16 protein-coding genes and 1 pseudogene are annotated in these 19,644 nt (G+C 71.6%); 12 read left to right on the top strand and 5 right to left on the bottom strand.

Translation table 11 applies throughout. The features are described 5' to 3' along the window. Window positions 1-81: 81 nt before the first annotated feature. The 3 genes from AC5677_RS31645 to AC5677_RS31635 are packed head-to-tail and all read right to left on the bottom strand — an operon-like array spanning window position 82 to window position 3,680. A complete protein-coding gene (locus tag AC5677_RS31645; protein WP_497191293.1) occupies window positions 82-2,406 on the bottom strand; it encodes an ABC transporter permease in 2,325 nt (774 codons plus the stop codon). Window positions 2,407-2,409: 3 nt separating this feature from the next. Next, complete coding sequence (locus AC5677_RS31640) at window positions 2,410-3,177, bottom strand: ABC transporter ATP-binding protein (protein WP_497191292.1); 768 nt, start codon at window positions 3,175-3,177, stop codon at window positions 2,410-2,412. Next, window positions 3,174-3,680 carry a PadR family transcriptional regulator gene (locus tag AC5677_RS31635; RefSeq protein ID WP_497191291.1) on the bottom strand — a complete coding sequence of 169 codons (507 nt, stop codon included), beginning with the start codon at window positions 3,678-3,680 and terminating at the stop codon, window positions 3,174-3,176. The genes AC5677_RS31640 and AC5677_RS31635 overlap by 4 nt, the downstream gene beginning before the upstream one ends. A 270-nt stretch (window positions 3,681-3,950) precedes the next feature. Between AC5677_RS31635 and AC5677_RS31630 the strand changes: the two genes are divergently transcribed. The 6 genes from AC5677_RS31630 to AC5677_RS31605 all read left to right on the top strand — a co-directional run bounded on the left by AC5677_RS31630 (window position 3,951) and on the right by AC5677_RS31605 (window position 11,587). Then, window positions 3,951-5,222: an ABC transporter substrate-binding protein gene (locus AC5677_RS31630; RefSeq protein ID WP_497191290.1), complete on the top strand. Its 1,272-nt coding sequence runs from the start codon at window positions 3,951-3,953 to the stop codon at window positions 5,220-5,222. A 228-nt stretch (window positions 5,223-5,450) separates the two neighbouring features. Beyond that, window positions 5,451-7,202 (top strand): glycoside hydrolase family 13 protein, encoded by a 1,752-nt coding sequence (locus AC5677_RS31625; RefSeq protein ID WP_497191289.1) that lies wholly within the window; start codon window positions 5,451-5,453, stop codon window positions 7,200-7,202. Between the two features lie 101 nt (window positions 7,203-7,303). Continuing rightward, on the top strand, window positions 7,304-8,650 hold the full coding sequence (locus tag AC5677_RS31620) for an ABC transporter substrate-binding protein (protein ID WP_497191288.1): 1,347 nt from the start codon (window positions 7,304-7,306) through the stop codon (window positions 8,648-8,650). Window positions 8,651-8,661: 11 nt separating this feature from the next. Continuing rightward, complete coding sequence (locus tag AC5677_RS31615) at window positions 8,662-10,065, top strand: ABC transporter permease (RefSeq protein ID WP_497191287.1); 1,404 nt, start codon at window positions 8,662-8,664, stop codon at window positions 10,063-10,065. Further along, window positions 10,062-10,943 (top strand): carbohydrate ABC transporter permease, encoded by an 882-nt coding sequence (locus tag AC5677_RS31610; RefSeq protein ID WP_497191286.1) that lies wholly within the window; start codon window positions 10,062-10,064, stop codon window positions 10,941-10,943. The genes AC5677_RS31615 and AC5677_RS31610 overlap by 4 nt, the downstream gene beginning before the upstream one ends. 149 nt (window positions 10,944-11,092) lie before the next feature. Next, entirely contained in the window at window positions 11,093-11,587 is a 495-nt protein-coding gene (locus AC5677_RS31605) for a cupin domain-containing protein (RefSeq protein ID WP_497191285.1), read from the top strand. A gap of 73 nt (window positions 11,588-11,660) precedes the next feature. On the opposite strand, the gene AC5677_RS31600 is transcribed toward AC5677_RS31605, so the two are convergent. Beyond that, window positions 11,661-12,989: an aminotransferase-like domain-containing protein gene (locus AC5677_RS31600; protein WP_497191284.1), complete on the bottom strand. Its 1,329-nt coding sequence runs from the start codon at window positions 12,987-12,989 to the stop codon at window positions 11,661-11,663. Between the two features lie 243 nt (window positions 12,990-13,232). On the opposite strand from AC5677_RS31600, the gene AC5677_RS31595 reads away from it, so the two are divergent. Together AC5677_RS31595 and AC5677_RS31590 are read left to right on the top strand one after the other, a co-directional pair. Further along, complete coding sequence (locus tag AC5677_RS31595) at window positions 13,233-14,087, top strand: alpha/beta fold hydrolase (protein WP_497196833.1); 855 nt, start codon at window positions 13,233-13,235, stop codon at window positions 14,085-14,087. Between the two features lie 802 nt (window positions 14,088-14,889). Then, entirely contained in the window at window positions 14,890-16,260 is a 1,371-nt protein-coding gene (locus tag AC5677_RS31590; RefSeq protein WP_497191283.1) for an 8-oxoguanine deaminase, read from the top strand. Window positions 16,261-16,473: 213 nt separating this feature from the next. Here AC5677_RS31590 and AC5677_RS31585 read toward each other — a convergent pair. Further along, window positions 16,474-16,671: pseudogene (locus AC5677_RS31585) on the bottom strand (aldo/keto reductase); the annotation flags it as partial. 401 nt (window positions 16,672-17,072) lie between these two features. Here AC5677_RS31585 and AC5677_RS31580 point away from each other — a divergent pair. The 4 genes from AC5677_RS31580 to AC5677_RS31565 all read left to right on the top strand — a co-directional run bounded on the left by AC5677_RS31580 (window position 17,073) and on the right by AC5677_RS31565 (window position 19,575). Further along, the gene (locus AC5677_RS31580) at window positions 17,073-17,402 is read left to right on the top strand and encodes a hypothetical protein (RefSeq protein ID WP_497191282.1); all 330 of its coding nucleotides are present in this window, start codon (window positions 17,073-17,075) and stop codon (window positions 17,400-17,402) included. An 81-nt stretch (window positions 17,403-17,483) separates the two neighbouring features. Further along, window positions 17,484-17,822, top strand: coding sequence for a DUF4288 domain-containing protein (locus AC5677_RS31575; protein ID WP_497191281.1), 339 nt, complete (start codon window positions 17,484-17,486; stop codon window positions 17,820-17,822). A 188-nt stretch (window positions 17,823-18,010) separates the two neighbouring features. Next, window positions 18,011-18,814, top strand: coding sequence for a lantibiotic immunity ABC transporter MutE/EpiE family permease subunit (locus AC5677_RS31570; protein WP_497191280.1), 804 nt, complete (start codon window positions 18,011-18,013; stop codon window positions 18,812-18,814). Between the two features lie 2 nt (window positions 18,815-18,816). Then, the gene (locus AC5677_RS31565) at window positions 18,817-19,575 is read left to right on the top strand and encodes an ABC transporter ATP-binding protein (protein ID WP_497191279.1); all 759 of its coding nucleotides are present in this window, start codon (window positions 18,817-18,819) and stop codon (window positions 19,573-19,575) included. Window positions 19,576-19,644 lie beyond the last annotated feature (69 nt).

Genomic DNA, 19,644 nt, shown 5'->3' with positions numbered 1-19,644 from the left:
CCAGACCAGTGCAGATCTACCCGGGTGGGTCAGCGGGCGGGGGCGGTGGCGGCGGGAAGCGCCGGACCCGAGGGACGGGCCCTACACCACCGCACTGGCCGAATCCGCCAGCCGGCGACGCGCCACCCGCACCGCCGGCAGCAACGAGACCGCCCCCGCGACCAGCACCGCGACCGCGTCGACCAGCGCCAGGGTGCGCACCGCCGGGCGCTGGGCGATGCCCGTTCCCCAGCCGCTGGTGTGGCCCTGGAGGTCGATGAGCCATTCGGCGGCGAACACGCCGAGTACGGTGCCGAGCAGCACGGCGGCCAGGGCCACGAAGACGGTCGCGGCGACGATCACGGCGGCGATCTGGCGCGGGGTCAGGCCGACGGCCCGCAGGGCGAGGAGGTCGCGGCCGCGGTCGCGCACTCCGGCGGCGACCGTGGTCGACAGCTCGGCCAGGCCGATCAGCACGAGGACCGCGATCAGGCCGATGATGACGGCGCGCACCGCGGAGAGCTGGTCGGCGGGGTTGGGGATGGCGCGGACTTCCAGGCGGCCGGCGGACGCATCGGTCAGGGCGTCGCGGACCGCGGCCGGGTCGGTGCCGTGGCGGAGGACCAGGTTGTAGAAGTCGGGGTGCAGCGCCGTGGCGCCGTCGCGGAGGGTGTCCAGGCCGGTGGAGATGACCCGGCCGCCGTCGGCCGGTTCGATGCCGCGGCCGACGATGTGCAGGACGTGCGGCTGTCCGGCGACGGTCATCCGGACCCAGTCGCCGACCTGGGCGTCGAGGAGGTCGAGCAGGCCCTGCCCGGCGATCGCCTCGTCGGGGCCGTCGGCGGTGCGGCCCTCCACGACGGTGAACGGGTAGGGGTGCGCCTGGGTTCCGAGGCCGCGCAGGGTGATGGTGCCGGTCTGTCCCGGTACCAGGGCCTGGACCTCGACACCCGGGTAGGCGGTCACCCGGGGTTGCGCGGCCAGCAGCCGGTGCAGGTCCCGCTCGCCGAGGGTGTCGGAGCGTGCCGTGAGGGCGGCGGGCAGGCCGACCCGCTCGGGGTGGGCGGTGAAGCGGTTCATGGTGGCCCAGGCGCCGAGGGCGATGGTGATCAGGAGCAGCGGAACGGCCAGCCGGGCCACGGCCGAGGTGGCGCGCAGCGGGCGGTGGAAGGCGCCGCGCCAGCCGAGTACGACGGCCGGCGGGACACCGAGGCCGAGCGCGCGCCGGGTCGAGCCCGGCACCCGGCGGCCGGAGGGTACGGCGGCGCGGGCGACGGGCACCGGCGGGACCCGTCCGGCCCGCCACGCGGCCAGCCAGGTCGCCGAGCCGATGAGGACCACCACACCGGCGGGGACGGCAAGCGGCAGCCAGGCGTTTCCGGGGAGGTCCTGCCACAGGGCCAGCGCCTCACCGATCCGGCCGGGGGCGAGGGGGCCGAGCGTCCGGGTGAGCAGCGCGCCGAGCGCGCCGCCGACCAGCGCGAAGCCCAGGTGCAGGGCGAGGAACATCCGGACCACCTGGCTGGGGGTGAAGCCGATGGCCTTGAGGACGGAGATGTCCCTGAGGTGCCCGTGGACGCGGGTGCTGATCGCGCCGCCGACCGCCAGGGCAGCGGCGCACAGCGCGCCCAGCCCGAACAGGGCGAGCAGCCGGCCCAGGAGCTGGTTGTCCCCCGCGGCCGCGGCCTTGGCCTGCCGCCAGGTGGAGACGTCGGTGATCTGGTCGGCGCCGAGCCGGGTGACCGCCCGTTGGACGACGTAGTCGGTGTCGTCCGGGTCGGTGAGGCGCAGGCCGACGGTCCGGCCGCGCTGGTCGGGGCCGGCGTCCGAGGCGGCGAGCGTGCCGGGGAGCACCCAGGCGACGCCCGGTGTCTCGCCCGCGCGGAAACCGGCCTCGGCGGTGTCCGCGACGCCCACCACCCGCAGGGGCGCGGGGAAGCCGCTCAGCGCGAGGGAGTCGCCCGGCTTGGCCCACATCGCGCGGGCCACCGAGCTGTCCAGGACGATGCCGCGGTCCGCGCCCGCGCGGGTGCCCGTATCGGCGGCCGGGTCGAGCCAGCGGCCCGCGGCGATCTGCGGGACGGCGGTGGTGGGCAGCGCCGGTGCGCCGCGCAGTTCGAGCGTCGCTTTGGAGCCGCCGAGCTGGAGGGCGGCGGTGGTGCGGACCGTACGGAAGGGGCCGGAGGCGGCGCGTACCTCGTCCAGGCGGGCGAGCGAGGCGGCGGGCGCGCCGGCCTGGGTGTGGATCCATACGTGGGCGCCGCGGGACTGCGCGAAGACCCGCTGCCAGGGGTCGGTGGCGTACGCGAAAAGGGCGCTCGCCAGCAGCAGCGAGACGGTGATCCCGGCCGTTGCCAGCACGATGAGCACCGCCGCCGCGCGGTGCGATCTGAGGTGGGCGTGGGTCCAGCGGGCCGCCGCTCGCACGCGTCAGCCCTTCAGCCTGAGGACGTCGGTCACATCGGCCCCGGGGCGGCCGCCGCCCAGGTGCGCATCGTCGGCCACCTGGCCGTCGAAGAAGCTGATCACCCGGTCCGCGGCGCTCGCCATCCGGGCGTCATGGGTGACCAGGAGGATGGTCTGGCCTCTCCGGTGGAAGCGGGTCAGCAGCCGCAGCACCTCTCTGGTGCCCTTGCTGTCCAGGCTGCCCGCGGGTTCGTCGGCGAGCAGCAGGCTGGGTGCGTTGACCAGGGCGCGGGCCAGCGCGACGCGCTGCTGTTCGCCGCCGGACAGCTCGCCGGGCGTGCAGTTGTCCTTGCCCGTCAGGCCCAGCTCCTCGAGCAGTTCGACGCGGTCGGCGCGGGCCTTCTTCGGGGAGCGGCCGGCCAGCAGTGCGGGGAGTTCGACGTTGTCGGCGACGGTGAGGTTGGAGACGAGGTTGAAGAACTGGAAGACGATGCCGATGTGGTTGCGGCGCAGCACCGCCCAGCGTGCCTCGCTGAGGGAGTCGACCCGGCGGCCGTCGAGCCAGAGGGCGCCGCTGTCGGGCCGGTCGAGGCCGCCGAGGAGGTGGAGGAGGGTGGATTTGCCGGCTCCGGAGGGGCCGGTGACGGCGACGAATTCGCCGCGTTCGACGGACAGGTCGACGCCCCGCACGGCATGGACCGGCGCGGCGCCCTCCGGCCGGTGGGTCTTGACCAGGCCGGCCGCCCGCAGTATCGGGCCGGATATCGCACCGGACGGCTCGTCCCGCCTCATTCCCACTCCTCCTGGCAGCGCTCCAGCCAGTCGAGATCCGCCTGCAGATGCAGCATCGCGCCCTCGATCAGCAGCTGCGCGACCTGGTTGTCGCGGTCCTCGGCAGCGGCGAGTTTCGACAGGTCGCGCATGGTGTTGAGATAGTGTCGGCGCTGCTTGTTGATCAGGGCGATCTGGTCGGCGGCGCCGGTGTACGGGGCCAGGGCGAGCTTCATGAAGAACTCGTCCCGCACCCGTGGTTCGGCGGTGGATTCCTCGAACCACGCGTCCACCGCCTCGCGTCCCGCCGCGGTGATCCGGTAGATGCGCTTGTTCGGGCGATCCGACTGCTCGACGTCCTCGCCCTCGATCAGGCCCGCTTTCTCGAGCCTGCCCAGGGTGACGTAGATCTGGCCGACGTTCGGCTGAGGGTATGCCGCGCCCAGGAGGTTCTCAAGGGCCTGCTTGAGTTCATAGCCGTGTGCGGGTCCGCCGACCAGCAGCGCCAGGAGTGGCAGCCGCAACGCCTTCCCTCTCCCTCTCCGCCCGTGGTTGCCGGTCCGTACCTGCCGGCCGGCTGAACTCGTCCGGCCGGGGGCCGGTTCGCCGTCGTATATTCCTGCAGAGCCGTCCGTTCCCGCAGCTCTTCCTGCGTTCCCACGGCTTTTGCCGCGGGTTCTCGAGCCCGTCCGGTGGATGAGGCCCAGGCCCTAGTATCCCTGCATGGCTAACAGGTATACAGGGGGCCTGCCGTCGGGCCGATGACCCGTCGGTGTCGGTACGAGGAGGAGCCCATGCGGTGGAAGCGTGCCGCGGGCCGGGCTCTGCTCGTGTGCTCGCTGCTGTTCGCGGGGATGACGGGTGCGCAGGCCGGCGAGCCGCACGGCGGCGCGGACGGGCGCGGCCCGCTCACGCTGGTGACCGGCGGCGACCTCACCGGCTATCTGCGCGGGGTCCTCGACGGCTGGAACGACCGGCACCCCCGGGAGCGGGTGACCCTGGTCGAGCTGCCGGACGCCGCCGACGAGGTACGGGCGCAGATGGTCAGCGAGCTGCGCTCCGGCAGCGACCGCTTCGACGTGCTGAACATCGATGTGGCATGGACGTCGGAGTTCGCGGCCGCGGGCTGGATCACGCCGGTGGACGGACGACGGTTCCCGCTGCGCCATTTCCTGCCGCCCGTGGTGGACACCGCCACCTTCGGCGGGCGGCTGTACGCCGTCCCCTATGTGACGAATGCCGGGCTGCTCTACTACCGCAAGGACGTGCTCGACCGGGAAGGCGCCCGGCCGCCGCGCACCTGGGCGGAGCTGAAGCGGCTGGCGAAGACGGTCGCGCCCAAGTACGGACTGGACGGCTACGCGGGGCAGTTCCTGCCGTACGAGGGGCTGACCGCCAATGTCACCGAGGCGGTGCAGTCGGCGGGCGGCACCGTACTGGCGGGCGAGGGCGCGCGGGTCACGGTGGACTCCGCGGCGGCGCGCCGGGGGCTGTCCTTCCTCCTTGACGGGGTGCGCGAGGGGTGGATCCCGCGGCGGGCGCTGGCGTTCAAGGAGGAGGAGTCCCGGCAGGCCTTCCAGGACGGCAAGCTGCTGTTCCTGCGGAACTGGCCGTATGCGTACGCGCTGGCCCATCCGGGGGCGTCGAAGGTGGCGGGCAAGGTCGGCACGGTGCCGCTGCCGGGCCCCGACGGTCCGGGCTCCAGCGTGCTCGGCGGTTCCAACCTGGCGGTCAGCAGCCACTCGCGGCACCAGAAGTCGGCCGCCGATCTGATCTCCTATCTGACGTCCGAGCCGGTGCAGCGCCGGGTGCTCACCGAGGGGGCGCTGCCGCCGGTGTGGGCCGATCTGTACGGCGAGCCGGAGCTGGTGCGCCGTTTCCCGTATCTGCCGACGCTGAAGCGGAGCGTGCTGGCGGCCCGGCCGCGCCTCAAGAGCCCCCGGTACGACCAGGTGAGCCTGGCGGTGCAGGCCGTGATGCATGACGCGCTCGTGCACGGGCGGAGCGCCGATGCGACGGTGGCGCGGCTGAGCCGGGAGCTCGGGGCCATCGTCGGTCGCGGTTGATCCATCGGTCGCAGTTGATCAACTTCTAGCTTCTAGTTACACGTTAAGTAGGCCGCGAGAGGCCACCCCTTTCTCATACCTCGACAAACTCGGGCATCTCTCTGTCATTTTCGGCCGCTTCATTGACACTCAAATGACACAGCTACTTAACATGCATGCATACCAACCAACTGACCGGCGAACTGCAGGCCGCTTCGGCATGCTCAGGTAAGAACGGGATCACGGCAGATGCTCACAGCCTCGGCAGGGAACGGCCCCTCGGTCGGACTCGCAACCTCCCCCGCTCCGGCACCGGCCACCGCAACGGACACCACACCGGGCACGGCACCCGACACGGCACAGCGCTGGTGGCGCGATGCGGTCATCTACCAGGTGTATGTGCGCAGCTTCCGCGACACCACCGGCGACGGCGTCGGTGATCTGGCGGGCGTACGGGCCGGGCTGCCGTACCTCAAGAAGCTCGGCGTGGACGGCCTGTGGCTCAGCCCGTTCTTCCCCTCGCCGCAGCACGACCACGGCTACGACGTCGCCGACTACCGCGAGGTGGACCCCGCCTACGGCGATCTCGCCGAATTCGACCTCCTGGTGGACGACGCCCACCGGCTGGGCCTCAAGGTGCTCCTCGACATCGTGCCCAACCACTGCTCCAGCGAGCATCCGTGGTTCCGCGCCGCCCTGGAGGACCGGCCCGGTGGCCCGTCCCGCTCGCTCTTCCACTTCGCGGACGGGCGCGGGCCCGACGGCGAACTGCCGCCCAACAACTGGCGGGCGATGTTCGGCGGACCCGCCTGGTCCCAGGTCACGGAGCCGGGTGGCAGGCCGGGTCAGTGGTACCTCCACATGTTCACCCCCGAGCAGCCCGATCTGAACTGGCGCAACCCCGAGGTGAGCGCGGACTTCGAGAAGGTGCTGCGCTTCTGGCTGGACCGCGGCGTCGACGGATTCCGTATCGACGTGGCCGCGGGCCTGTTCAAGCACCCCGAACTCCCCGACTCCCCCGACCCGTCGGCCGACGAGCGGACCCGCGACTCGGTCAACCCGCTGGCCTGGAACCAGCCCGAGGTCCACGACGTGTGGCGCAGCTGGCGCGCGCTGTGCGAGGAGTACACGGCCCGGGACGGCCACGACCGGCTGCTGGTCGGCGAGGTCTCGGTACGGACGCCGAGCGAACAGGCCGCCTACGTCCGGCCCGACGAACTGCACCAGGCGTTCTTCTTCCATCTGCTGACCGCGCCCTGGGACGTCGAGGTCTTCCGCAAGGTCATCTCCGAGGCGCTGACCGATATCGCGAGCACCGGCTCCACCGTCACCTGGGTGCTCAACAACCACGACCAGGTCAGGACCGTCACCCGGTACGCGACCGGGCCCGGCGGCGAGGCGAGCGGCGTGGGTGCGGCACGGGCCCGCGCGGCCGCGCTGCTGATGCTGGCGCTGCCCGGGGCCGCGTATGTCTACCAGGGCGAGGAGTTGGGCCTGCCCGAGGTCGACGATCTGCCGGACGAGGTCCTCACCGACCCGATCTTCCACCGTACGGGCAGCCGTCAGCACGTCCGGGACGGGTGCCGGGTGCCGCTCCCGTGGTCGGGCGGTGCCGCACCGTTCGGCTTCAGCACGACGGCGGACGGCACGCGCACCGACGGCGCCGGCACCTGGCTGCCGCAGCCCGAGTGGTTCGCCGACCACACCGCCGACCGGGCGGTGGCCGACACCGGGTCCTTCTGGCACCTGTACCGCGAGGGGCTGCACCTGCGCCGTACGCTCCCCCAGCTCGGCGAGGGCACGCTGCGGTGGCTGGAGACGCCGCCTCAGGTACTGGCCTTCGTCCGCGGGGACGGCCTGGTGTGCGCGGTCAACTTCGGCACCCGGCCGGTACCCGCCCCCGTACCCGGTACCCCGCTCCTGGCCAGCGGCGACTGCCCGGCGGGAACGCTCCCCGGCGCCACCGCGGCCTGGTGGATGCACACCCCCGACCCCAGCTAGTTCCGCCGGCGCCGGTTCCGCCGGCGCCGCCGGATCCGCCCCCTCCGACCGCCCAGCGAGCACCGACCGCTCCGACCGCTCCGACCGATGGGAAGCCCACCATGAGACACACCCCCGCGCGTCCACTGCGCATCGCCCGCACCGCCATATCCGGCGCCGCCGTACTCGGCCTGGCGCTCACCGCGACCGCCTGCGGCGGCAACGTCTCCCCCGGGGGCGGGAAGCAGGAACTCAGCGGCCAGTCGCTGACCGTGGCCGGTGTCTGGACCGGCGTGGAGCAGAAGAACTTCAAGCGGGTGCTGGACGCGTTCTCCGAGAAGACCGGCGCCAAGGTCACGTTCGCCTCCACCGGCGACAATGTCTCGACCGTCGTCGGCAGCCAGATCGAGGGCGGCAACGCCCCCGACGTGGTGATGGTCCCCCAGGTCGGCGTGCTCCAGCAGTTCGCCAAGAAGGGCTGGCTGGCGCCCCTCTCCAAGGAGGTCGACGCCCAGGCCGAGAAGAACTACGCGCAGGTGTGGCAGGACTACGGCACGGTCGACAAGACCTACTACGGCCTGTACTTCAAGGCCTCCCACAAGTCGACGGTCTGGTACAGCCCGGACGCGTTCGCACAGGCCGGGGTCAAGCCCGCCGCGACGTACCAGGACCTGCTGAAGTCCGGCCGTACGCTCTCCGATTCGGGCGTGCCGGCCTTCGCCGTCGCGGGCGAGGCGGGCTGGCCGCTCACCGACTGGTTCGAGAACATCTACCTCTCGCAGGCCGGTGCCGAGAAGTACGACAAGCTCGCCGCCCACAAGATCCCCTGGACCGACCCCAGCGTGGTCAAGGCGCTGACCACCCTCGGCAAGCTCTTCGGCGACAAGAACCTGGTGGCCGGGGGCGGTTCGGGCGCGCTGCGGACCGACTTCCCCGAGTCGGTCCAGCAGGTCTTCGGTCCGCAGCCGCAGGCGGCCATGGTCTACGAGGGCGACTTCGTCGGCGCGCTGGTGAAGGACGAGCTCAAGAAGGAGGTGGGCAAGGACGCCAAGTTCTTCCCGTTCCCCTCCGTCGACGGCGGCAAGGCCCCGGTGGTCAGCGGTGGTGACGCCGCCGTGGTGCTGAAGGCCGGGAAGAACAAGAAGGCCGCGATGGAGCTGGTGAAGTTCCTGGCGACCCCGGAGGCGGCGGGCATCTGGGCCAAGGCCGGCGGCTACATCTCCCCCAACAAGAACGTCCCGGCCGGCGACTACCACGACCAAGTCACCCGGCAGGCGGCCCAGTCGCTGACGGCCGCGGGCAACTCCGTGCGGTTCGACATGTCCGACCAGGCCCCCGCGGCCTTCGGCGGCACGCAAGGCGCGGGCGAATGGAAGCTGCTCCAGGACTTCCTGCGCGACCCCTCGGACCCCAAGGCCACGGCCGGCCGGCTCGAGGCCGCCGCGGCCAAGGCGTACCAGCACAGCTAAGGGGCCCGGTCATGCCAGTCACCACTTCCGAGGTGCCGCCCGCCAAGACGGGCGGCACCCGGCCCGGCCCGCCGGACATCCGGTCCGGCCGGGCCGGCGCCCCCGGGCGGCGCGCCGTCCGACGCCGCCGGCGGATCGCGGCCGTCTTCCTGCTGCCCGCACTGTTGCTGCTGGGCGCGCTGGTCGCGTACCCCATCGTGTTCTCCGTCGTCCGCAGCCTGTACGACGCCTCGGGCACCACCTTCGTCGGTGCCGACAACTACACCGAGATGTTCCAGGACCCGGCCACCCTCCGCGCCATCCGGAACAGCGCCATCTGGGTCGTCTTCGCCCCCGCGCTGCTGACCGGACTCGGTCTGGTCCTGGCCGTACTGACGGAGAAGATCCGCTGGAAGACGGCGTTCAAGCTGCTGATGTTCATGCCGATGGCGATCTCCTTCCTCGCCGCCGGCATCATCTTCCGGCTCGCCTACGAGCAGGACCCCCAGCGCGGCGTCCTCAACGCCGTCACCGTCGGCATCCACGACAGCTTCCAGGGGGACGCCGCCTCCTTCCCCACCGCCAAGACCCGCATCGGCGACAAGCTGCTGGTGAAGGGGGACGACGGCGCGTACACCACGGCCCGCCGTACGGGGCCGGGGAACACCGTCAACCTCGGACTGGTGGGCGTGGCGCCCAAGGACATGCCCAAGGAGGCCGCACCCGCCGCGAAGGCGGGCCGCGCGCCGGCCGCCGACGGCGAACTGCGCGGTGTGGTCTTCCTCGACTTCACGCCCGGTGGCGGCGGCAGGCCCGGCATCGTGGACGGCACCGAACGCGGGCTGCCCCGGCTCGCCGTCGAGGCCGTCGATCCGCACGGCAAGGTGGTGGCCCACGGCACGACCGGTGCGGACGGCGCGTACCGGCTGACCGGCCTGAAGTCCGGCTCGTACGCCGTCCGGCTCCCCGCCCAGGACTTCGCCCCGCCCTACGAGGGCGTGTCCTGGCTCGGCCCGGCGCTGATCACGCCCGCCATCATCGGCGCGTACATGTGGATCTGGACCGGCTTCTCCCTCGTCCTGATCGGCGCGGGCCTCTCCGCGATGCCGCGGGACGTCCTGGAGGCCGCACGGATGGACGGTGCGAACGAGTGGCAGGTGTTCCGCAGGATCACCGTGCCGCTGCTCGCGCCCGCCCTGGGTGTGGTGTTCGTGACCATGGTGATCAATGTGATGAAGGTCTTCGACCTCGTCTACATCATCGCCCCCGGCCCCGTACAGCAGGACGCCAATGTGCTGGCCCTGCAGATGTGGCTGGTCTCCTTCGGCGGCGGCAACAACCAGGGTCTGGGCAGCGCCCTCGGTGTGCTGCTGTTGCTTCTGGTGGTCCCGGCCATGGCCCTCAACATCCGACGTTTCCGCAGGAGCCAGTCATGACCACCGTCCAGCAAGCCACCGCCCCGCGCGGGCGCAAGACGGTACGGCCGGCGAAGCGGCTGAGCAGCAGTCTGATCCAGGCCGTGCTGATCGTCATCGGACTGGTCTGGCTCACCCCGGCCGCCGGGCTGTTCCTGTCCTCCCTGCGGACGGAGGAGGCCAATGCGAGCGGCGGCTGGTGGCAGGCGTTCACCACCCCGGGCCAGCTGTCGTTCGACAACTACTCGGCGCTGCTGAAGGACTCGGGCATCGTCCAGGCCTTCTGGAACACCGTCCTGATCTCCGTGCCCACCACCCTCGCCGTCGTGGTGATCGCCGCGCTTGCCGGATACGCCTTCGCCTGGCTGGACTTCCCCGGCCGGGACTGGATCTTCCTGCTGGTCGTCGCGATGCTGGTGGTGCCGGTACAGATCGGGCTGCTGCCGGTGGCCAAGATGTTCGGCGCGCTCGGACTGTTCGGCTCCATCCCCGGCGTGGTCCTCTTCCACACCGCGTACGGCCTGCCCTTCGCCATCTTCCTGCTCCGCAATTTCTTCGCGGAGATTCCCAAGGAGATGCTGGAGGCGGCCCGGATGGACGGTGGCGGGGAGTGGCGGATCTTCTCCCAGCTCGTCCTGCCGCTGGGCCGGCCCGCCATCGCCAGCCTGGCCATCTTCCAGTTCCTGTGGGTGTGGAACGACATGCTCGTCGCCCTGCTCTTCGCCGACAACGACTCGCAGCCGCTGACCGTGGCCCTGCAGTCGCAGATGCGGCAGTTCGGCAGCAACATCGGGGTGCTGGCGCCGGGCGCCTTCCTCTCGCTGATCGTGCCGCTGATCGTGTTCTTCGCGTTCCAACGGCAGTTCGTGCAGGGGATCATGGCCGGTTCGGTGAAGTAGCCGACGGCACCCGGCCGGTCGGCATTGCCGTCAGGTGATCGGGGGAGGATTCGGGCCACGGTACGGAGCGGCGTCCAGGTGAAGGGCGCACCCGCTCCGTACCGTGGCCTCCTTGATCGACCCGACCGCCCCCGAAGACCAGGATTCCCATGACGTCGCACGACGCCTTCCACCCCGACCTCCCGGACGACGGCGCCGGCTCCACGCCGCTGCGCGCCCGGCTGCACCACATCCGCGCCGATGCCCTCGACGGCGACACTGCCCAGTCCGGGGGCATGCGGCGCTTCGCCGCGATCAGCGGGCGGACGGCCGGCTCGGAGCGCATCTGGATGGGGCAGACCCATGTCGCCCCGGGGACCGCCTCCGCCGACCACCACCACGGCGCCTCCGAAACCGCGATCCATGTCCTCAAGGGCCACCCGGAGTTCGTCTTCCTCGACGACTCCGGCGGCACCCCCGAGGAGGTCCGGCTCCGTACCGCTCCCGGCGACTACGTGTTCGTCCCGCCGTACGTCCCCCACCGCGAGGAGAACCCGAGCCCCGACGAGGAGGCCGTGGTGGTGATCGCCCGCAGCACTCAGGAAGCCATCGTGGTCAACCTGCCCGGACTGTACGTCCTCGGCGACCGGCCGGAGGCCGACTGACCCCGCCGGACGGCCGTCCGCGGCGGCGCCGATGGCCGACGCTGCATCTTCTACGGCCGGTCCGGCGCCGCGCCTACTCCGCCCCCACGTCCTCCGGTGCGCCATGGGCCAGTCCGGCCAGTACGCCGAGGGCATCGGCCAGCGCGTCGAGGGGCGGCGAAGCCAGGGCCAGGCGTACGGCGTTGGGGGCATGCCCCGGACCGACGGCGAACGCTCCCGAGGGCGTGACGGCAATGCCGTGGCGAGCCGCCGCGGCGACGAAGGTGTCGGCCCGCCAGGGGTCCGGCAGCTGCCACCACAGGTGGTAGGCGTGCGGATCGGCCCGGACGGTGTGCGGGGCGAGGCGTTCGGCGGCGAGCCGCTGACGGTTGGCGGCGTCGCGGCGCTTGTCCTCCTCGATGGCGGCGGCGGTCCCGTCGGCCATCCAGCGCGTCGCCGCGTCGAGCGCGAAGCGGGTGGCCGCCCAGGCCCCCGAGCGCAGCGCCGCGGCGAAGTCCTGCGTACGGCCTTCGGGCGGCATGACGAAACCCAAGGTCAGCCCGGGGGCCAGGCGTTTGGACAGGCTGTCGACGAGAACGGTGCGTTCGGGGGCGAGGGCGGCGAGGGGGCACAGGTCCCTGCGGAGGAAGCCGTAGATGGCGTCCTCGATCGCGAAGAGGCCGTGCCGGCGCAGGGTTTCGGCGAGCTGCTCGCGGCGGGCGCCCGGCATGGTGATGCCCAGTGGGTTGTGCAGGGCGGGCTGGAGGTAGACGGCGCGCAGCGGCGGGGCGGCGTCGATCGCCTCGGGGAGGAGGCCGTCTTCGTCCATCGCCAACGGTACGAGGGTGACGCCGAGGCGGGCGGCGATGCCCTTCACCACGGGGTAGGTCAGCGGCTCGACGCCGAGGCGTTCACCGGCCGGGACGAGGGCGGCGATGGCCGCGGCGATGGCCTGCCTGCCGCTGCCCGCGAAGAGCAGCCGCCCGGGGTCCGGGGCCCAGTCGCCGCGGGCGAGGTGGGCGGCGGCGGCCTCGCGGGCGGGCGCGGTGCCCGCCACGCCGACCGGCCGCAGGGCGTCCCCCAACACATCGGCGCGCAGCAGGTGTTGGAGGCTCGCGGCGAGTCGGGCCGGCTGGTCGGGCAGCACCGGGAAGTTCAGTTCCAGATCGATCCGCGCCCCGCCCGGCTCGGCCAGCGCGGGCTCGGCCGCCGGTGCGGAGGTCCGTACGAACGTCCCCCGCCCGACCTCACCCACCGTCAGGCCGCGCCGGGTCAGCTCCCGGTAAACGCGTGCCGCGGTCGAACTCGCGATGCCCCGCTGGCGGGCGTACCGGCGCAGCGGCGGCAGCCGGTCCCCCGGGCGGAGCCGCCCCGCTGCGATCTCGGCCGCCAGCTCATCGGCGATCACGCGATAGTCGTCCACCAGCGGTCCCCCACATCCCCGCGGCACGCACTCGGCACACTCCGTGCACTCGGCACCCGCCGCACAGTCCACACACTCCGCACATTCGACATTGCACCGAGTGCATTATTTATATTGCACCGAGAGATTGCCGTCTATAGCATCGAGGCGTCAAGTCGAGGAAAGCCGACGGACGTTGAAGGACGTGGGCGGACGGTGCCGAATTTCGACCCACACCGACGACCGTTGGCGAAAGCAGCCGAAATGGCGGGGGCAGACACCATGACCACCACTGGCGGATACGAAGACGCGGGCGACGGCGAGCCGCTCGTCCTTATCCATGGGCATCCCTTCGATCGCTCGATGTGGCGCCCGCAGATCGAGCATTTCCGGCGGGCCGGCCGGCGGGTGATCGCCCCGGATCTGCGCGGTTACGGCGAGGGCCCGGCCGTGACCACCCCGGCACCGGAAGGCACCGCACGGGGAAAAACCACACTGGAAACCTTCGCGCAGGACATCGCCGCTCTCCTCGACGATCTCGAGGTCGACCGTTTCGTCCTCGGCGGCCTGTCCATGGGCGGGCAGATCGCGATGGAATTCCACCGGCAATTCCCGGACCGGATCCGCGGAATGCTGCTCGCCGACACCTTCGCGGCCGCGGATTCGGACGAGGGCCGAGCCGTCCGCCGCGACACGGCCGATCGCCTGCTGCGCGACGGCATGGCCGGCTACGCCCGGGAGGTGCTGCCCAAGATGATCTCGCCGCGCACCATCGAGACGCAGCCGGCCGTTGCCCGGCACGTCCTGGACATGATGCAGGGCACCTCTCCGGAGGGCGCGGCCGCGGCGCTGCGCGGCCGCGCCGAGCGGCGTGACTACACGGACCTGCTGCCCCGCATCACGGTGCCCACCCTGGTCGTCGTGGGCGAGGAGGACGAGTTCACGCCCGTCAGCGATGCCGAGCTCATAGCCGACCGGGTGCCCGACGCCACGCTCGCGGTCATCCCGCAGACGGCCCATATGCCGAATCTGGAACGTCCCGACGTGTTCAACGCGGCGCTGCAGAAATTCCTCGAGGACCTGCCGGCCGCGCGCATTCCGCAATCGCTGGGTCGATAGCCGCGGCGGGCCGCTCGCCTCCGATGAGCCGCCCATACGCGCCACCAGGCGTCAATGCGCGTCATGAATTCCGCGATAGTGCCCAGCGCCGTCTCGCGCACCTTCCGGTCACTCCAGTGCACGAAGCGGTCCGGGGCCAGCCGGTCCGGGTCCACCAGGGGGCGCCCCGTCTCCAGGAGGAGGTGGGCCAGGAGGCGGCCGACGCCCCCGGCGTGGGCGAGCCAGCCGGCCGCCGCGAGCCAGAGGCCGGGGGCGCCGGGGGCGGGGCCGACGAGGGGGAGTTCGTCGGGGGTGAGGGCGAAGACGCCGTTGAGCCGGCGGCCCTGCGGGGCCTGCCGGAAGACGGGGACGAGGGCGCAGGCCTCGGCGATCGCGCCGCCGAAGTCGCTGTCGAGGAAGGGGCGTTCGGCTCCTTCGAGCCCGGGCCTGCCATACGACGCCCCCCGGTACCGATCCTGGTACCGATCGCTCCGGTGACCGTTGATCATCCTGGTCAGCCGCCACGACCGGCCGGCGTCCTCGGCATACGGCGGCGCAGCTCCACGAGGGGCCGAGGGGTCAACGGGTCGAGCGGTACGAGCGGGCACGACGAGACGGAATCACGGGGCGGAATCACGGGGTGAATAACGGCGGTCCCCAGCGGGCAGACCACCAACGACCAGGGGAACAACGCCCGTCCGCCCGCGTGAGCGGGTGGTGACGATCCGGGGTCGGCTCGGCGCACGACACCGGTACAGGGCAACTGCGCACACGGTGCAGTCCTTGTGCCACTGCCGGCACACCGATCACGGGAGAACCACGCATGCGCAAGCCCAGCCATGACTACGACCTGCTCGTCAAGGATTCCCAACTGCTCGTCGTCGACGACGCCACCGAGATCGCCGGCGGCTGGATCGCCCTCCGCGACGGCCGCGTCGCCGCGGTCGGCGGGCCCGGCACCGAGCCGGAGAGCGCGGCTCGTACGATCTCCGCCCACGGCCGACTGGTCACCCCCGGCCTGATCAACACCCATCACCACATCTACCAGAACCTCACCCGTTCCTTCGCCCCCGCGGTCAACGGCACTCTCTTCGACTGGCTCACCACGCTCTACCCCCTGTGGTCCGCCCTCGACGCGGAAGCCGTCCACCTCTCCACCTACGTCGGCATCGCCGAACTGCTGATGGGCGGCTGTACGACCTCGATGGACCACCTCTATGTCCATCCCCGGCCGCGCCTGGTCGACGCCGAGATCCGTACCGCCCAGGAGATCGGCTTCCGCTTCCACGCCACCCGCGGCTCGATGACCCGCTCCGTCGAGGACGGCGGGCTGCCGCCGCGCTCCGTCACGCAGACCGAGGACGAGGTACTCGCCGACAGTGAAAGGGTCGTGACCACCTACCACGACCCCTCACCCGGCGCCCTGATCCGCGTCGCACTGGCGCCCTGCTCGCCGTTCTCGGTGACCAAGGAGCTGATGGTGCAGACCGCGGAGCTGGCCGAGCGCCTCGACGTACGGCTGCACACCCACCTCGCCGAGGACCGCGACGAGGACGCCTTCTGCCGGAAGACGTACGGCTGCCGGCCCGTCGAGTACTTCGATTCCGTCGGCTGGATGACGGACCGGACGTGGGTGGCGCACTGCATCTACCCGGACGACGCGGAGCGCGCCCGGCTCGCCGCGGCCGGGGTCGGCGTGGCGCACTGCCCCAGCTCCAACATGCTGATCGGCGGCGGCACCGCCGCCATCCGCGAGATGCGCGAGCTCGGCATGCCGGTGGGGATCGGCTGCGACGGGTCCGCCTCGACCGACCATGCCTCGCTGTGGATGGAGACCCGCGGCGCCCTGCTGCTCGCCCGGTACCGCGGCGGCCCCGGGGCGATGGCCGCCCGCGACGCCCTCGACATGGCCACCCGGGGCTCCGCCCGCTGCCTGGGCCGCGACGACGAACTCGGCCATCTGCGGCCCGGCGCCTGCGGCGACCTGGTCGTGTGGAACACCCATGAGGTGGCGCTCGCGGGCTCCTTCACCGACCCGGTCGAGGCCTGGCTGCGCTGCGGGCCGTCCCGCGCCTGGACCACGGTGGTCGGCGGACGCGTGCTGGTGGACGGGGGCGAGCCCCAACTCCCGGCTTTGGAAGAGAAGTTGAGGGACCATGCGCGGGTGGCCCGGCGTATGCAGCGGCTGACCTGACGGGCCGGCCGGCGGGCCGGTGCCTGCGCCGCGCTCATCGTCATGGGCGCGGCGCGAGCCGTCCGCCACGTGCGCGCGCTCCGATCGACGCGGGCGCCCCGGCAGCGCACGGTCCGGCTCACCACGTCGAGCCGTGCCAGGACATCGGCGTCGAGCCGTACCTCCACGCAGGCGAGATTGTCGGCGAGCTGGGCCGGGCCTCCTTCGTGGCGCCGACGCGAGGGTCGTCTCCGATCGGTCGCCGGTGTAGATGTTGGCGGTGTCGATGAAGTTTCCGCCGGCGTCCGTGTACGCGTCGAGGATGCGGGCGCCGGTGTCCAAGGCGGTGTCCCGGTCCACCGCCCCTCCCCAGCCGAAGGTCATGGCCCCCAGGCTCAACTCGCTCACTCGCAGACCGATCCTGCCGAACAGTGTGTAGCGCTCCGATCTCCCCTTCGTGCCTGTCGGAACGTGTCTGTCAGGTCGTGCCCGGGACCGCCCGACGGGTGCCGCCGCGACCCACAGGGCAGCTCCGCTGTGGCATGTGTCGTGGCAGTTCGTGTGGCAGCTGGTGTGGCAGTTCGATAGGGCGATTCGTGCTGCCGGTTCGTGTGCGGACGCTAGGTGGCAGACGCTAGATGCTGGACGGCGCTCCAAGGCAAGAACTCCCTGACATGACGGCGTAGCTGACACCTGTCTGCCAATGTCGCTGCCATCGCGTCTACCTGGCCGCATGAGGTGCAAGGTTCATTGCCAGCACCGGGCCGACGGGTCTCCCCCGTGACTCGTCCGGTCCGGTGCACCGGCCTCAACCACGCCATGGGAGGAAGACCATGAAGACGCTGCGCCGTGCGTTCCTCGCCGGAGTCCTGACCCTCGCCCTGGGCGGCCTGCTGGCCCCCGCCGCCTCCGCCGCGGCGCCGACCGCTGCCGCCCCCCTGACCACGACGGTGTCGGCCGCGCTGAGCTGCCGCGCCGCCGACAACCACGACGAGATCGCCGCGAAGTTCATCTCGCGCTGCAAGAAGGGATCCATCCGCCGGGAATTCCCCACGGACAGGCTCTCCCGTTCGCTCGGCGAGATCTACGCGGGCAAGCTGAGGGGGGACCAGGACGACGTCAAGGCATGGAAGCTGCTGAACGACCGCCGCTTCGACAAGTGAGAAAACAGCGGGTCGCGGGCATCGTGGACAACGGCACGCCGCGCACGCGTCGGCCGACACCAACCGACCAAGGAGTCCGCCATGACCGGCATGACCATTCCCCATGTGGCGATTGTGCTGATGGAGGCACGCTCCGAGGCGGCGGACCGGCCACCGCTCTTCCAGGAGAACTTCCTGCTGGTGCACGCGCCGGACGAGAAGGCCGCGCGGGAGCGGGTCGAACAATGGGCCCAGGTGGCCGGGACGAGCTACCGCAACGACCAGGGCGAGACCGTCACCTGGCGGCTGCGGGCGATCGTCGACGTCAAGGAGGCCGAGGACACCGACCTGACCCGGGACGCCGATCTCTACACCCGGCACTTCCGGGACTATGCGTCCTACGAGAGGTTCGAGCCGCTGCTCTCCGGTGAGGAGATCTGAGCCCGGCCCACGCCCTATCCGTTTTCACCCAAGTGGCCCGCCCCGCCTTGCCGGGGCGGGCCACATCCCGTACCGGGGCCCAGGCATCCGGACGCGCGTCTGCGAGATCGCCGGCACATCGCGGTGAACCGAGTCGCCGGCTGCCGCTACGTACAGGGCGTAACCGGATGCCATCTGCGGGAGAACGCATGACACACGACACCCTCGCCCCGCCCCTTGCGGGCAAGCGCGACAATCCCTCGCTGGCCACGGTGCTGGGCACCGAGCTCGCCAGGAACCGCCGGGGTTTTGTGCCCTGGTACCACCTCCTCGCGCCGGTGATCATCACCGTCCCGCTGTTCCTGGGGGCGCTCGGCTCCTCCGAGGCCAAGGCGGGCCAGACGTTCGAGGTGTTCCGCAATGTGACGCTGGAGTTCTGGGGCGTGCTGGTGCCGATGACGGCGGGCCTGGCCGCCGCGCTGTCGGTCCGCGCCGACCAGGACGCCTGGCGGCTGCTGCTGTCGTACGGCGTGCCGCGCGGCCGCTATTTCGTCGGGAAGGTGGCCGCGCTGGGCGTGCTGGGCTTCGTCTCGTCCACGGTGCTGCTGGTGATGCTGTCGCTCGGTGCGGTGCTCAGCGGCAAATTCCCCGACGCCATGGGCACGGTCGCCGCCGCGGTCTATCTGCCGTGGCTGGTGGGACTGTCCATGACCGCGCTGGCCGTGCTGGTCGCGGTGATGTGGGGCATGGGCCCCAGTATCGGAGTGGGCGTGACGGGGCTGCTCTCCGGAGCGCTGATCTCCGACAAGGTCTTCTGGTACGCGGTGCCGTTCGCCTGGCCGATGCGGGTGGTGCTGCCGCTGGCGGGGATCGGGCCCAACGGCGTACCGCTGCCGAAGGACAGTCCGGTCACGGACCCCTCGGCCATCCCTCTGGCCGTAGGCCTCGCCGCCGCATTGACGGCGGTCCTGCTGATCGTCGGCAGCCTGCACATGAGCCGTAAGGAGATCTGACCATGACCGCGATGACCCCGGGATACTCCGAAATGCCGACCGGCCGGATGCCGGCGGCCCTCAAGATCCGGCAGCTGCACAAGCATTACGGCGCGCACCGCGCCCTGGACGGGGTGGATCTGACGGTCCAGGTAGGGGAGGTCTATGGCCTGCTCGGGCCGAACGGCGCCGGCAAGACGACCCTGATGAAGGCGCTGCTGGGACTGCAGCGGCCGACCTCGGGAAGCATCGAGATCTTCGACCGGCCGGTGGGACGCCAGTCGCTGGCGGATGTCGGCGCGCTGATCGAAGTTCCGGGCCTGTGGCCGACATTGACGGGCGATGAGACGCTGCGGGTACACGCCAAGCTCCGTGGGGTGCCGCAGGAGTGGATCGAACCGGCGCTGCAGCTGGTCAAGATGACCGATGCGCGGAGCCGGAAGGTCGGGGCGTACTCCCTGGGGATGCGCTGGCGGCTGGGGATCGCCGTGGCGCTGCTGGCCAAACCGCGGCTGATCGTGCTGGACGAGCCCACCAACGGTCTGGATCCGGTGGGTATCCGCGAGATGCGCGGGATCATCCGCCGCTTGGCCGGGGAAGGGGTGGCCGTACTGATCGCCAGTCATCAGCTGGCGGAGGTGGCCCAGGTCTGCGACCGGGTGCAGGTGCTCGTGGCCGGGCGTACCCGCTTCGAGGGGCCGCTCTCGGGGCTGGCCCTCGACGGAGATGTGGAGGCCGGCTTCTTCCGGCTGCTGGAGACCGCGGATGCGGGAATCCGCTGATGCCGGAGCCCTCGGCGGGGACCGTCAACGGCCCCGGTGGCACACGCCACCGGGGCCGCCCGGACGCCG

It is taken from the genome of Streptomyces sp. JLSY215 (assembly GCF_059682825.1).
The sequence above is the reverse complement of the archived record's forward strand: the minus strand, read 5'-3'. Positions and strand labels throughout refer to the sequence as shown.

Bases quoted from the DNA above. Each gene is read 5' to 3' on its own strand.
- AC5677_RS31640 (WP_497191292.1), bottom strand. From the start codon at position 3,177: ATGAGGCGGGACGAGCCGTCCGGTGCGATATCCGGCCCGATACTGCGG.
- AC5677_RS31630 (WP_497191290.1), top strand. From the start codon at position 3,951: ATGCGGTGGAAGCGTGCCGCGGGCCGGGCTCTGCTCGTGTGCTCGCTG.
- AC5677_RS31625 (WP_497191289.1), top strand. From the start codon at position 5,451: ATGCTCACAGCCTCGGCAGGGAACGGCCCCTCGGTCGGACTCGCAACC.
- AC5677_RS31620 (WP_497191288.1), top strand. From the start codon at position 7,304: ATGAGACACACCCCCGCGCGTCCACTGCGCATCGCCCGCACCGCCATA.
- AC5677_RS31615 (WP_497191287.1), top strand. From the start codon at position 8,662: ATGCCAGTCACCACTTCCGAGGTGCCGCCCGCCAAGACGGGCGGCACC.
- AC5677_RS31610 (WP_497191286.1), top strand. From the start codon at position 10,062: ATGACCACCGTCCAGCAAGCCACCGCCCCGCGCGGGCGCAAGACGGTA.
- AC5677_RS31605 (WP_497191285.1), top strand. From the start codon at position 11,093: ATGACGTCGCACGACGCCTTCCACCCCGACCTCCCGGACGACGGCGCC.
- AC5677_RS31595 (WP_497196833.1), top strand. From the start codon at position 13,233: ATGGCGGGGGCAGACACCATGACCACCACTGGCGGATACGAAGACGCG.
- AC5677_RS31590 (WP_497191283.1), top strand. From the start codon at position 14,890: ATGCGCAAGCCCAGCCATGACTACGACCTGCTCGTCAAGGATTCCCAA.
- AC5677_RS31580 (WP_497191282.1), top strand. From the start codon at position 17,073: ATGAAGACGCTGCGCCGTGCGTTCCTCGCCGGAGTCCTGACCCTCGCC.
- AC5677_RS31575 (WP_497191281.1), top strand. From the start codon at position 17,484: ATGACCGGCATGACCATTCCCCATGTGGCGATTGTGCTGATGGAGGCA.
- AC5677_RS31570 (WP_497191280.1), top strand. From the start codon at position 18,011: ATGACACACGACACCCTCGCCCCGCCCCTTGCGGGCAAGCGCGACAAT.
- AC5677_RS31565 (WP_497191279.1), top strand. From the start codon at position 18,817: ATGACCGCGATGACCCCGGGATACTCCGAAATGCCGACCGGCCGGATG.